This window comes from Cupriavidus sp. 05T313 (assembly GCF_056396665.1).
In genome coordinates this window covers 1-13,231 of record NZ_JBFTLX010000199.1, presented here as the reverse complement: position 1 = coordinate 13,231, position 13,231 = coordinate 1, and the positions used below count along the sequence as shown (strand labels likewise).

Genomic DNA, 13,231 nt, shown 5'->3' with positions numbered 1-13,231 from the left:
GGCATCTCCTTCCTTGCAAGCGGTTTTTTGGGCTATGCGGCGGCGCTTCGCGTCATAAAGGTCGAGTCGCTACTGAGCAGCGCCTGGATGACGCGCGCGTTCTTGTTGGCCAGCGCGACTGCCGCGCAGTTGTGCCCCCGTCGCGCGATCAACTGCTGCAGCCAGACGCTCTGTGGGTCGGTCTTTGTCGTTGAGTAACGCAGGACGGCCCGCGCGTCGTGGATAAGCAGGGTCCGCAGGTACGTGTCGCCGCGCCGGCTGATGCCGTGCAGCCGAGGTTTGCCTCCCGAGGAGTACTGACGTGGCACCAGGCCAAGCCAGGCCGCCAGATGCCGCCCGTTCCTGAATTGCTTGGGGTCGCCGACGGCGGCAACCATGGCTGTGGCGGTGATCGGACCGATGCCGGGCACTTCCGCGATCTTCTTGCACAGCGCGGATTGCTTCATGAACGACTGGATAGATGCTTCGATCAGATGGACACGCTCCTCGATTGCATTCAGGTGCTGCAGCAGTTCAGTCAGCAGCGTCTGGCAGAACGACCTCAGTTCGTCGGCGCTCTTGCCGAGTAGATCCGGGATTGCGCGCTTGAACGCCTCGGGTGAACGCGAAATCGTGAGTCCCCGTTCACCGAGCAAGCCACGCATCTGGTTGATCATGGCTGTACGATGGCGGATCAGGACTGCGCGCATCCGATGCGCGGCGTGAATGTCCTGTTACTCGACCGATTTGACCATAACGAAGCGCATGGCGGGTCCGCTGGCGGCCTCGACGATCGCTTCGGCATCGTTGCGGTCATTCTTGTTGGTCTTAACGAACGGTGACACATACTGTGGACTGATCAGCCGTACCTCAACGCCGAGCGACTGGAAGCGACGTGCCCAGTGATGTGCTGTGCTGCAGGCTTCTGCATTTCTGCCGACCATAATGCGGCGCGTCCATATGCACGTAAAAAAACAAACCTAACATAGATGGAAAGGGAACACTATACTTCGACGGTCACGACTTCGACCCGCCTCCGTGGCAAACGCGCACCATGGAGCAAATGGCACGTCCAGTCTCCCGCTGATCGATGTCGCGGCACGCGCGGGCTTTCAGACGCAGCAGCATTTCACCGAGGTGTTTCATCGATATGCGCGCTGCACGCCCCAGGCTTTCCGCCACCGCCCCACGATCGGGTGATGCGCTCGCGACTCGATCCGTGAGCGACCAACACGCGCAGGAATCCGACACCTCTGGGCAAGAACTCGAAAGAAGCGCGCGCCTTCCGGACGTATGCTTGACGATATTCGCGGCATAACAATTGCGCATGCTGTATTGGCCGGATACTGGTGACTCGAGCGAGGTACCCAACAATGGAAGAACTGCTCGGACGCGCATGGTGGATGCTCGCGCTGCGTGGCGCCGCGGGAATCCTGTTCGGCCTCCTCGCGCTCTTCTGGCCTGGTCTCACGCTGCGGCTTCTCGTCGCGATGTTCGCGGCGTATGCACTCATCGGAGGCATCGCGGCGGTCAGCACGCCAATACGACATCGCTCGATCCGCACAGACTGGTGGATGCCGTTGCTGCTCGGCCTGTGCACAATCGCTGCGGGCCTGATCGCCGTCGCAGCGCCAGGTGTCACTGCGCTCGTTCTAATCGCCGTGATGGGCGCGAACGCCATCGTCACCGGAGTGCTTGACCTTATCGCCGGGGTGCGGCTGAAGAGGCGCGACCGCAGAGAGCGGCTGCTGTTTTTCATCAGCTTCCTGTCGGTGCTGTTCGGCAGCTCGCCCCCGGTGCCGGCGCACTCGCCCTCGTCTGGATGATCAGTGCCTACGCGATCGTGACCGGCGTGCTTCTGCTCGTCCTCTGCCTCGGCGCACGGACCTTGCGCCCCGTCCTTCGCGACAAGCAGAGAATGCCGCTGCACTCCTGAGCGCATCCTGCGCCAGGCGTCCACGTATCCCGCTGCGCATTCTGGAGAACACCATGAAGACCAACCTCCCATCGGCCGCAAGGCTGTCGACCCTCGTGCTTGCGCTATCCGCTGGTGGCTTGGTGGCCAGCGGCGCGACCGCGCAGGATGCTCCTATCGCGGGCAAGGCGACACTTGGCGTAACCGTCACCGAAGCGCAACTGGTTGCAACGGGCTGGCGCGCATCGAAGATGATCCACGCCGATGTCTACAACGAAAAGAACGAAAAGATCGGCCGCGTCGATGACCTGATTGTGGCACCCGATGGCTCGCTCTCCGCCGTGATTATCGACGTGGGTGGCTTTCTCGGAATGGCAACCCATCGCGTCGCCATCCCCGTTCAGCATTTCAAGCAGATGGCGCCGAAGGCAATCCTGCCCGGCGCAAACAAGGAGGCGCTGAAAAAACTGCCGGAGTTCGAATATGCCAAGGGCTGACGTCGGGCCGCGACGCCGCAGCACGATTCACTGACGATTCGGGCCACTCTGGCGGCTCGCCGGAACAAGGAGCATAGCGATGCTATTGGACCTCGATAGGTGGAACCCCTTCCGTTTCCTGCGCAAGAGCCCCGAGGAAAAGAGCGCGGGCGCGAAGGTGAACGCCGCGCCTGCGACCTCACAGCAGGCCCCCGCGCCGTTGACCCCGGATGCGGCCGCGTCCGCATGGCCGGCATCGTTCGATACGGCGCGCTGGCCACTGCCCGATCCCCTGCATCTTCTCACGGACCTGATACGCGATCCGTTCGGCGGGATGGGACCGCTCGGCAACTGGTTCGGCGACTTCAGTCCTAGCCGCGTTCAGCCGCGCCTCGACGTGATCGACGACGGCGACGCGCTGCGCATCGTGGCCGAGTTGCCAGGACTGTCGCGCGAGGACGTGGAGCTCGAAGTCCTCGAGGACATGCTGGTGCTGACCGGCGAGAAGCGCATCGAATCGAAGAGCGACGAGAAGGGCTGCTACCGGGTGGAGCGGGCGTTCGGACAGTTCCAGCGCGCGATTCCGCTTCCTTCTGGCGTCGATCTCGAACGCGCCGAGGCGAATTTCGAGAACGGCATACTCACCGTGCGGGTGCCCAAAGCGGCCAAGGAACCTGCGGCGACGCGGCGCATCGAGATCAAGTAGCGCGATGCGCACGGCGACATCGCGCCATGCTGCTTGCTCGCGTCGACGACCAACTGCGGCGTTCCTGCGCGCGAGGGGGCATCTCCTCACCACTTGCGCACGACTCCTCGTCTTCAAACCTCCACTGCCTATCCAACGGAGAATATCATGGCCATTTGCAGCGTTTGCGGAAAGCCGGCGACCGCGCAGATCACGATCACCGAGAACGGCCAGCGTCGTCAGTTGACGCTGTGCGACGAGCACTACATGGCGTTCATGGCACGCAACCAGCGCAGCCTTTCGCCGCTTGAATCACTCTTTCACGGCGGCCTCTTCGAAAGTCTCTTCGACGACATGTGGTCGCCGCTCGAAGGCAGGCGCGGCGGTCGGCAATCTCTCGGCCAGACGGACGAGACGCGCGAGCGCGCAGGAGAGGGCGGCGATGAGGGCGAGGGCGTGGGTGAACGCGCGGTGAGGGCCGGCGGCCGGCCGCGTCGGCATCGCCGTGCGCGCGAAGCCGTCGACCTGCAGACGTTCCTGAGCGAGAGCGGCCTGGACCGCTTGCAGGCGGCCGCGCAAGCGGCGGTCGAGTTCGGCAAGTCCGAAGTCGATACAGAACACCTGCTGCTCGCACTCGCTGACAACAACGTGGTGCAGGAGATCCTGCGCGAATTCAAGCTCGATCCCGAAGAGATCAAGAAGGACGTCGATCAGAACGCTCCGCGCGGCACTCGCGGCGACAAGACGGACGAGGAGCGCATCGGCGTATCGCCGCGCGCAAAGAGCGCGCTGGAGAACGCGCTCACTGCATCACGGGAACTCGGCCACAGCTATGTCGGACCGGAGCATATCCTGATCGGGCTTGTCGAAGAGGAGGACGGCTTCGCGGGCGAGCTGCTGCGCAAGTACGGACTATCGTCGCATGCGCTCCGGCAGAAGACAGTCAAGGTGGTCGGCAAGGGCGCCGAGGAAGGCACGGTCGAGGGCCGCTCTACCACGCCAACGCTCGACAAGTACGCGCGCGATCTCAGCGAACTTGCGCGGCGCGGCAAGCTCGATCCGGTGATCGGCCGGGACAAGGAGATCGAAACGACTATCGAGGTTCTTGCCCGCCGGCGCAAGAACAACCCGGTGCTGATTGGCGAACCGGGCGTTGGCAAGACGGCGATCGTCGAAGGACTCGCGCAGCGCATCGCCCAGGACCAGGTGCCGGAAGTGCTGCGCGGCAAGCGCGTCGTCGAGTTAAATATAAACAGCGTGGTCGCGGGCGCAAAGTATCGCGGCGAGTTCGAAGAGCGCGTGAAGCAGGTGCTCGATGAGATCGTCGAGAACCAGGACCGGCTGATCGTCTTCATCGATGAATTGCACACGATCGTCGGTGCCGGCCAGGGCGGCGGCGAAGGCGGGCTCGATATCGGTAACGTGTTCAAGCCGGCGCTCGCGCGCGGCGAACTGCATCTCGTGGGCGCCACGACGCTCAACGAATACCAAAAGTACATCGAGAAGGACTCGGCGCTCGAGCGCCGCTTCCAACCGGTGAACGTGCCCGAGCCGAGCGTCGCGGAAACCATCGAGATCCTGCGCGGACTGCGCGACCGTCTTGAAGCGCATCACAAGGTGAAGATCACCGAAGAGGCCATCGCGGCTGCGGCCAAGCTCTCGGACCGCTATATCGCCGCGCGATTCCTGCCGGACAAGGCCATCGACCTGCTCGACCAGGCGGCCGCCCGTGTGCGCATCTCGTCGAATTCCCGGCCGATGCAACTGCACGACATCGAGGCGACCATCCGCCGCACGCGCCAGGAACAGGACGCGGCAAGCTCGGCCAAGCAGTTCGATAAGGCAAAGGAACTGGAAGGCAAGCTCGTCTCCGAACAGAAGCGCCTCAACGATGCGACCGAAGCGTGGAAGAAGGAACGCGGCACCAGTTCGCAAGAGGTGACGGCGGAGGACATCGCGCAGGTCGTGGCGTCGCTCACCGGCGTGCCGGTGTCCGAACTCACCGCTGAGGACCGAGAGAAGCTGCTGCGTCTCGAAGAGCGCCTGAGGGAGCGTGTGGTCGGCCAAGACGAGGCGGTCAGCGCCGTCGCGAAGGCCGTCCGGCTTTCCCGTGCCGGTCTCACCGAAGGCGGCAAGCCGACCGCGAGCTTCCTTTTTCTCGGACCGACTGGCGTGGGCAAGACCGAGCTCGCCAAAGCGCTCGCCGCCTCGGTGTTCGGCGACGAGAACGCGCTGGTGCGCATCGACATGAGCGAGTACTCCGAGCGGCATACAGTGGCGCGGTTGGTGGGCTCGCCTCCGGGCTATGTCGGCTATGAGGAAGGCGGTCAATTGACTGAGCGGGTGCGGCGCCGCCCATATAGCGTGGTGCTGCTCGATGAGATCGAGAAGGCGCATTCGGAGGTGCACAACATCCTGCTGCAGCTCTTCGACGAAGGCCGTCTCACCGACGGCAAAGGACGTCTCGTGGATTTCACGAACACGATCATCATCGCGACAAGCAATATCGGTTCGCAGATGATCCAGGACAACATGCGCTCCGACAAGAAGCAGCTCGACTACCCYGCGCTGCGCGACCGTATTATGGAGGTACTGCGGCATCACTTCAGGCCCGAGTTCCTGAACCGGGTCGATGAAGTCGTGGTGTTCCATGCGCTCGGCAAGGCGCAGATCCGCAGCATCGTTGATCTGCAACTCGAGCGCGTGCAGCGCACCGCGGCCGGACAAAACATTGAGTTGTCGTTCGACGATTCGCTGCGCAATCATCTCGCTGAGATCGGCTATGACCCCGAGTTCGGCGCACGGATGCTCAAGCGCAAGATCCGGGCGGAAGTGGAATCGCAACTCGCCGATGCGTTGCTGCGGGGCGACGTGCGCGACGGCGACAAGGTGACGATCACCTACGACTCGGGCGCGAATGCGGTGCGCGTGCAGAAGCAATCCGCCGATGCGCAAGCGGCGCGCCAGGCGAAGGAGCAGAAACCGGCGCACGTATGAGGGAAGGCCCGAGGGCGATGCCGCTTACGCGGCGTCGCCTTCCGAGCCTCACGCATTCTTGGCAACAGGGCTTGTCGGTCTGCAGCACGCAGGCTTGATTCAGATGTGTGCGCTTCGGAGTCATGGTCGCCACCTCTTGCCGAACGCACGTCACCGTGCGCGGCCGTTCAGCCGCCATTCAGATAGCGATGCACCAGCGCCAGCGCCACGCACATCGCGCCCTCGCCTACCGCCGACGCAACGCGCTTGATCGACGCATGGCGCACGTCGCCCGCAGCGAACACGCCCGGCATGCTGGTCTTCAGATGCAGCGGTGCGCGCTCGAGCGGCCATAGCAGGCCGTGCTCGAACTCGCGCAGGTCTGGACCGGTGACGAGATAGCCTGCCTCGTCCCGCACGATGCCCACCTGCGCCGCCCATTCTGTTTGCGGCACGCCGCCGATGCAGACGAAGAGCCAGTGCGTCTTCACGTTGCGGTGCTGGCCGGTGCGCACATCGGTCAGCGTGATTTCACGCAGCGTCTCGTCCCCGGCGAGCGCCGTGCCATGCGTGCACGTCTTAACTTCGATATTCGGTGCCGAGTTCACGCGGTCCACCAGATATTGCGAGAGCGTGCGCTTCAGCGACGCGGTTGGCTCAATGAATCTCAAGCGCATAAGTGCGTTGAGCGTTGTTTTTCTGCGGATTCACAGCGCAAGCCCGCAAGAGGCCCATGTACGTGGGGTGGCGGAACGGGAGGTGGCGCAGGAAGGGTCCGTTCTCGTGGTGCATCTGGAAGCCCCCTTGACGAATCTCGTCGGCTTCGAACGCGCGCCGCGTAGCGCGGCCGAGAAGGCCGTCGCGCAACAAGCCATGGCGCGATTGCGCGATGGCGAGGCAATCTTCGTGACATCGCCTGCCGCGGGTTGCCACCTGGAGTCCGTGCAACTCGATTTCGGCGCGTTGACGCCGGCATTCACAGCCGCCAGCGACAGCGCCGCGAAGGCATCGCCGGGCGCGACTCCGGGCGGTGAACATGCCGATCTGGATGCCGACTACACGTTCCGCTGCAAGGCGCCTGCAGCGCTCCATCAGATCGCGTAGCGGCCGACATGCGATCGATCATGCCAGGATGTTTGTCAGAAGACCGCGCATCCGGGTTGACCCCATCCAGGTGGCCAAAGGACGCTGCCCGCGCTGCGAGCGACCTCTTTGGAAGCTGGCAAGTTATTCCACCGCCGGAAGGTGCAGCGTAACGGTCGTGCCCTTGCCTACTTCGCTCTCAAGAGAAATATGGCCGCGATGCAGCAGCACAATCTCACGCACGAGGGCAAGGCCCAGTCCATCGCCGGCCGACCCGCGCTGCAGCTTGCCTCGGAAAAATTTGTCGAACACCAGCCCGAGTTCGTCAACTTTGATCCCCATGCCTCGATCGGTCACTTTCAGCATGGCGTTGCGGCGTTCGTCCGACGCGCTAGCGACCGAGATGTTGACCTCTCTCCCAAGCCCGTACTTCACGGCATTCTCCAGCAAATGGCGTATCACGCTGGCGAGGGAGGCGGAGTCACCCATCACACAGACAGGCTCTCTCGCGGACTCCAGCGTCACCCGGCTATCGTCCGTGAACCCTGCCTCAACAACGTCTCGCACGAGCCTTGCGAGATCCACCCGATGAAACGTCATCTCGGATGCTCCTAGTGTTTCCAGGCGCGTCAGTTGAAGATGATTCGAAACGAACTGGCTGATGCGCTGGGCTTGCGAACGAATCGTGCGATAGATGCCAAGGCGTTTTTCCGGGGGGATCAGATCGGCGGCGAGGAGGTCGGCATATCCGACGACGTTTGCGATGGGTATCTTGATTTCAGCTTCTGCGGTAGCAATGAAATGCGATTTGGCCCGTTCCTCGCGCCGCATTGCGCTTACGTCCCAGACAGCCACCACACAGCCAGCGCCGTCGCTGGTATGCACAACACGAATGGCGTAGCTGGATGAATCCGCTATATCGAACTCGATAACGCCGCTAAATTCGTGCGAGACTGCGGCACAGTCGATCTTCGCAAGTAGTTCGGACGGGGTGACTGAGTCCCGCGTGGGACGTCGGCCTCGATACAGAAGGTCAACGAACCGTTGTGGCGTGGCGCCGCGCAAGTCCCCGGGCGAAACGTCCAGGGCGTCGCACAGCCCGCCGTTGGCGTCTTCCACGTGGCGATCCTTATCGAAAATGGCAACGCCGTCCGGCAACGCAAAGAACAGCGCATGCAGGTGCTGGTTCCTTTCTCGTAGCCGGCGGCTGACCACTGCCTCGCGATCCGCTAGCTTCGCCATCCTCTTGATTGACTTGGCCTGGCGCATCTGGACGAGGATGATCAGCGCGGATACGAAGCTTGCGATGCAAGCGACGAGGAGCAGCCTGCTGCGGTACGTTGATAGTGCTTCATGGAGGTCGTAGCCGATCACGACCGCCAGGTTTCCTCTCGACAGCCGATGTACGCCATAAATGCGCTCGACGTCGTCCAGTGGGCTCTTCTCCACCACTTCGGCGTGGGCCGCGGCAGCTACGGCTCGCCGGGCCGCAGAGCTCGCCGGCAGCGGTTGCCCAGGGTCGGAAGCCGCCCCGCTCCAACGCACCCGGTAGATGAGATCATTGGTACCCAGCAGACCGATTGCACCCCGGCTGCCCAAATAGATGCTTTTGTAGATGCTCGTCAGGGAGAGTGGGTCAAGCGACACCACTACGACCCCCATGAAACGGCCGGTCGGCCCAACGATTCCCTTGGAAAGCAGAACTACCCAGCGACCTGAACTGCGCCCCCGCAGCGGCTTGCTGACAAACAATGTCGGCCTGGGATTGTCGGCGTGTATGCGCAAATGCTCGCTATCGCCTAGGTCAAGCRCTTCGAATGTCGGATTGGTCGATGCCCTGAGGACGCCACTTTCGTCCAGAATCGCGGTTTGAAGGAAGGGTTCGACACCGAGATGACCGTTGCGGGTCCATTCGGCAAGCGGCAAATCCAGCCCCCGTTCGATGACGGCGCCGCCTAGCAGGGAGGTCAGTTGGTCCGCCTCCATCAATGTGCGCTCGACGTGCTGGCCGAGGGTATRGGCAAGCCGGTCGGCATCAGCCTGGATCCTGCGTAATTCGCTGCCTCTGTCCCATCCGGCCCAGAGCGCGAACCCCAGCCAGACCGACAATACGAGCATGAATGCCGAAATGCCCGGGGTGATGGTGCGCGCGGTGCCTTCCGCCGCTACCGGCCTATATATCTCCAGACCCATGAATCCTAGCCACCCAAAAAAGTAGGTACAGACAGCCGCTAGGTGCCGTCGACGGCGCGAGGGGTGCAACTGCCGGAGCACTATGAAGGCCGGTGCGCGGTTGCGTCTCTCACCAATACGTGCAAATATGATATCAACATACTTGAATATGTGCAAAAACGATATACAATGCACGCACGGATCCTGCGGGTGCATCGCATCCCGCAATCTACGGATAGGCAGGCTTTAGGCTGGGTTGGCGTCGCGCTGGTTTGTCACCAGCGATTGCAGCATTGATAGCGGAATAGGCTTGGGGAACACATGGATGCGCTTGGGAAGGCCGCCAAGATCGGCGATCGCGTGCTTGTCAAGCGACGTCACGACCACAACTTGCGACGTGGCACCTTCCGGCCGGGCGTCGAGTGTCCGGCACAGGCGAAAGCCGTCCATGCCAGGCATGACGAGGTCGAGGATGATCAGATCGGGATTTGACCTGCCAATCTGGAGTAGCGCGTCGTAGCCATTTGTGGCTTGGAGAATCTCAATGGGGGGCGTCAGGTTCGCTAGGGCGGCGGAATATATTTCCAGCAGGTGTTCGTCGTCCTCCACCAAAAGGACGCGAAACGCTCTTTTGTGGTGATCGGTGCTACGCCCGCTCGACTGATCCCGTTGGTCCGCCACGAGGCGGTCCACCACCTCGGCCGGTATGCGTCGATGACCCCCGTCGGTTTTCCATGCCGGGAGGCGTCCATTCGCAACCCAGAGTTGGATCGTGCGTAGCGAAACGCCAAGCTTTTCAGCGGTGGACTTGGTGGAATAGTAGCGCGGATCGGTCATCGGGTTCGTGTCATGTGACGCAACCGTTGTGCGAAGAGTTGTGCTTGAATCCCATTATTCTATAGAAAGGTGCGAAAACACAACTTATTGCCAGGAATAAACGCAAATATGATACTCCTTCGACAACTTGGGGGACGGTGCCAGGTTTCCTTCGGTGCACCGTACGTGGATAGCCGCCGATTCGCACCGTAAAGGCAACACTGTGTGGGAAGTGAACTTGGCAGTTGAAGTGCTGTTGATGTGTGTGCCGCAGCACCATACCTGCGTATCGCCCGGCGGCCGCGCCGCCTTGCTTCTTCGGTGCCTATGAACTTGCATTTTTACCGATCGGCTGCGACAGCAGCGGCAGGTTCCAGGAGCAAGCGGTCTTGGTCGGCGATCGCTCTACTCACTTGCCTCTGGGGCGCAGTGGCGTTGTGGCGCATTCTTGCAACCGTAGGTGACGGTGTTCGCGAATTCCTTTCCAATACCAGCCAGCGCTCGTTGACGATCATCGTGCTTTTCGGACTGGTTTCCTCCCTGCTGATCGTGCGCTTGCACCTCACACAGGCTCGGGTGATGCACGAACTCGTGGCTCTGGCCGAGCGCGAGGCAGTGATCAGCGACGGACTGAGGAGAAAGAAGGAACGGCTGCGCACGCTATTCCAGGCGATGCCCGACGGCGTCGCCGCACTTCGGCACGACCGGGTCATTGATGAAGCCAACGATGCTTTGTGTGAGATGCTGGCGGTATCGCTGAGCCAACTGCGCGGCGCCACGCCTCGCGAATTCGTCCAGTTGCTCTATCGCGGCCGGCAGCCTTCGCGGCATGGCTGCAGCGCCGCCGAACTGCTCGCTGAGTTGGACCGCCCCGGCGCCGCGACTGAATTTGCAGCGCTGGTCGAGTTCGACGGGCCCGACTCGCCAACCTACGAGGTTCGCCTGGTTCATGCCGTCGACGGAAATGGCACGGTGCTTGTGCTAAGAGACATGACCGATCGCATCCGGCGCGAACGGATGAAATCCCATTTCGTGTCCACAGTTGCGCACGAACTCAAGTCACCCATGGCCAGCGTTGCCGGCTACGCCGAGTTGCTGGCGGAAAACATGGTCCCGCAGGACAAGCGGCCACGCATCTACCAGGCGCTGCGCAGCCGCGCAGCACAGATCAACGGAATACTGTCTGACCTGCTTGACCTGGCACGTATCGAAGCGCGTAGCACGGGACAAGCCGAGATGCAGAAAGTCGACATGAACTCGCTCGCCCGTAGTGTGGTCGCCAACGCGTTCTCGGAAGAGCAGCGGATCCGGATAGTGGCAGCGCGTGAGCCGGTCATTGCAATGGGCGATCGGCAGCAGCTTGAACGCGCCATCCGCAATCTGATCGACAACGCCCTTAAGTATTCAGAACCGCAGAGCGCAGTCGAAGTCGCGATCGCCGCGGCTGATGCCGGCGACAAGGTCTCGATTTGCGTCCTTGACAAGGGTATCGGCATGACGCAGGAAGAAGCACACATGGCATTCAACTGTTTCTACCGGGCCGGCCGGCCTGGCGGACCAAGTGGCACGGGTCTTGGGCTGACCATCGTGCGGCAGATCGTACTGCAGCACTGCGGCGAGATTGTGCTGGATACCGAGCCCGGGCGCGGTACGTCAGTCACCCTTCATCTACCAGCGGCAGCGTGAGCAGCGGGCGTGGCGAAGCATCGGTCTTGGCAAGAATACTAAGGCGCACCCTAGCTGGCGGGTTCCGAGGCCATGGGGCACGGCTGCTGCAGGCATTGCAAAAGTCTTCTGCGACGGATGTGCGCCGGGGCCTGCGAAATGGTGAGTTCATTCCGTACTATCAGCCGGTGATCGACCTTGAATTGGGGGCGTGCCTTGGCGTCGAAGTGCTGACCCGCTGGCGGCATCCGCGTCGCGGCCTGCTCGAGCCGGGCGCCTTCATCTCCGTTATCGAACAACGGCGGATGGCGGTGGCGCTGACGCGAACCCTAATCCCGCAGGTTGTGCGTGACCTGTCGCAACTGGCACTCCCGCCGACATTCCACGTGGCGTTCAACGTCACCGGCGAGCACTTCGCCGATCGTGCGTTTTGGGCCGACGACTCGCCTGTGTTCGATCTGCTAAGCGCCAACGTGACACCCCTACTCGAGATTACCGAACGCAATGCGATTGTGCTGAGCGAGCCCCAGCGCAGCGAAGTCGAGCGTGCAAAGGCGCGGGGGCTGAAGCTGGCAATCGACGACTTCGGCACGGGGTACTGCAGTCTCGCGTATTTCCAGACGTTCGATCTCGATGTCATCAAGCTTGACCAGAGTTACGTCCAAGCCGGGCCAGGAGATAGAGTAAGTACCAAGGTCATTGACGTGATGGTCGAGTTCGCGAGGGCGTTGGACCTGACGGTAATAGCCGAGGGCGTGGAAACCGAGGACCAGCGGGCTAGGCTTATTGCCAAGGGAATACGCCTTGCGCAGGGCTATCTCTTCGGCCGGCCGATGGAGCTTGCGTCCTTGCGCCCCTGGCTAGGCGAGCGTGTGCACGGCGTGCCGGTATCAAAAATCGGATACGGAACCACAAATGCCTTTGGGGATTCCGCACCCTAATATGCAAAGGAAGCCTCATGGGCCCTCGACCTGCAACGGTGCGCTTAAACCCGGGCATTCAGTATATGGCGGACCAACTGTGTATACAGCCTTGGTTATCCAAAGCGGACCGTTCGGAAGCGCGTTCGGAGCTGGCGCCGAAGTGCGCGCGGTTAAGCTGCGCGATCTGGTGCTTCAATATMTCCAGTTGCTCCCACAGCGCGCGGGCGACCCGATTCTGCTCCAGCGTGAGGGTACGTACCGCCTCGAGATCGGCTGGCAGGTCGGAGGGTGTCAGTACCGGAAGCATGGCGCCATGATGCGCCAGCGCCGGCAGGTTTACAAGTCACAAGATGCGCGTGGCGGCGACGGTGCAGTGGGGCCGAACCGCAGGGATCTCGATGCCCTCGAGCCAAGCGTTCAATTCGGCCAGCGTGAAGCCACGCTGGGCTAGCGTCGCCGGCGAAGGAAACCGGCCGCGCGAAAGCCGCTTGTACCACAACGCGAAGCCGGTGCGGTCCCAATACAGAATCTTGACCTTCTT

At 62.1% G+C, this 13,231-nt stretch carries 12 protein-coding genes and 1 pseudogene; 8 read left to right on the top strand and 5 right to left on the bottom strand.

Translation table 11 applies throughout. The features are described 5' to 3' along the window. Positions 1 to 32: 32 nt before the first annotated feature. A pseudogene (locus AC1DKD_RS30880) lies at positions 33 to 905 on the bottom strand (IS110 family RNA-guided transposase); the annotation flags it as partial. 112 nt (positions 906 to 1,017) lie between these two features. On the opposite strand from AC1DKD_RS30880, the gene AC1DKD_RS30875 reads away from it, so the two are divergent. The 5 genes from AC1DKD_RS30875 to AC1DKD_RS30855 all read left to right on the top strand — a co-directional run bounded on the left by AC1DKD_RS30875 (position 1,018) and on the right by AC1DKD_RS30855 (position 6,052). Then, on the top strand, positions 1,018 to 1,179 hold the full coding sequence (locus AC1DKD_RS30875; protein ID WP_441637314.1) for a helix-turn-helix domain-containing protein: 162 nt from the start codon (positions 1,018 to 1,020) through the stop codon (positions 1,177 to 1,179). Between the two features lie 173 nt (positions 1,180 to 1,352). Next, a complete protein-coding gene (locus AC1DKD_RS30870) occupies positions 1,353 to 1,805 on the top strand; it encodes an HdeD family acid-resistance protein (protein WP_477112162.1) in 453 nt (150 codons plus the stop codon). A 163-nt stretch (positions 1,806 to 1,968) separates the two neighbouring features. Then, positions 1,969 to 2,391 (top strand): PRC-barrel domain-containing protein, encoded by a 423-nt coding sequence (locus tag AC1DKD_RS30865; protein ID WP_441637310.1) that lies wholly within the window; start codon positions 1,969 to 1,971, stop codon positions 2,389 to 2,391. Between the two features lie 79 nt (positions 2,392 to 2,470). Then, on the top strand, positions 2,471 to 3,076 hold the full coding sequence (locus AC1DKD_RS30860) for an Hsp20/alpha crystallin family protein (RefSeq protein WP_441637308.1): 606 nt from the start codon (positions 2,471 to 2,473) through the stop codon (positions 3,074 to 3,076). A 147-nt stretch (positions 3,077 to 3,223) separates the two neighbouring features. Continuing rightward, the gene (locus AC1DKD_RS30855; protein WP_441637306.1) at positions 3,224 to 6,052 is read left to right on the top strand and encodes an ATP-dependent Clp protease ATP-binding subunit; all 2,829 of its coding nucleotides are present in this window, start codon (positions 3,224 to 3,226) and stop codon (positions 6,050 to 6,052) included. A gap of 167 nt (positions 6,053 to 6,219) precedes the next feature. Here the strand turns inward: AC1DKD_RS30855 and AC1DKD_RS30850 are convergent, their stop codons facing one another. Then, positions 6,220 to 6,702, bottom strand: a complete 483-nt coding sequence (locus AC1DKD_RS30850; protein ID WP_441637304.1) for an NAD(P)/FAD-dependent oxidoreductase — start codon at positions 6,700 to 6,702, stop codon at positions 6,220 to 6,222. Here AC1DKD_RS30850 and AC1DKD_RS30845 point away from each other — a divergent pair. Further along, a complete protein-coding gene (locus tag AC1DKD_RS30845) occupies positions 6,692 to 7,135 on the top strand; it encodes a ZrgA family zinc uptake protein (protein ID WP_441637302.1) in 444 nt (147 codons plus the stop codon). The two genes, AC1DKD_RS30850 and AC1DKD_RS30845, sit on opposite strands and share 11 nt — an antisense overlap. A 123-nt stretch (positions 7,136 to 7,258) precedes the next feature. Here AC1DKD_RS30845 and AC1DKD_RS30840 read toward each other — a convergent pair whose 3' ends face one another. Beyond that, positions 7,259 to 9,307: an ATP-binding protein gene (locus AC1DKD_RS30840; protein ID WP_477144103.1), complete on the bottom strand. Its 2,049-nt coding sequence runs from the start codon at positions 9,305 to 9,307 to the stop codon at positions 7,259 to 7,261. A gap of 225 nt (positions 9,308 to 9,532) precedes the next feature. Continuing rightward, on the bottom strand, positions 9,533 to 10,123 hold the full coding sequence (locus AC1DKD_RS30835) for a response regulator (protein ID WP_441637536.1): 591 nt from the start codon (positions 10,121 to 10,123) through the stop codon (positions 9,533 to 9,535). A gap of 414 nt (positions 10,124 to 10,537) precedes the next feature. On the opposite strand from AC1DKD_RS30835, the gene AC1DKD_RS30830 reads away from it, so the two are divergent. Both AC1DKD_RS30830 and AC1DKD_RS30825 read left to right on the top strand, forming a co-directional pair. Beyond that, entirely contained in the window at positions 10,538 to 11,788 is a 1,251-nt protein-coding gene (locus AC1DKD_RS30830; protein WP_441637534.1) for a PAS domain-containing sensor histidine kinase, read from the top strand. A gap of 95 nt (positions 11,789 to 11,883) precedes the next feature. Beyond that, positions 11,884 to 12,708, top strand: coding sequence for an EAL domain-containing protein (locus AC1DKD_RS30825; RefSeq protein ID WP_441637532.1), 825 nt, complete (start codon positions 11,884 to 11,886; stop codon positions 12,706 to 12,708). 325 nt (positions 12,709 to 13,033) lie between these two features. Here the strand turns inward: AC1DKD_RS30825 and tnpB are convergent. Further along, a partial coding sequence (tnpB, locus tag AC1DKD_RS30820; RefSeq protein ID WP_477144102.1) for an IS66 family insertion sequence element accessory protein TnpB occupies positions 13,034 to 13,231 on the bottom strand: 198 nt, incomplete at its 5' end.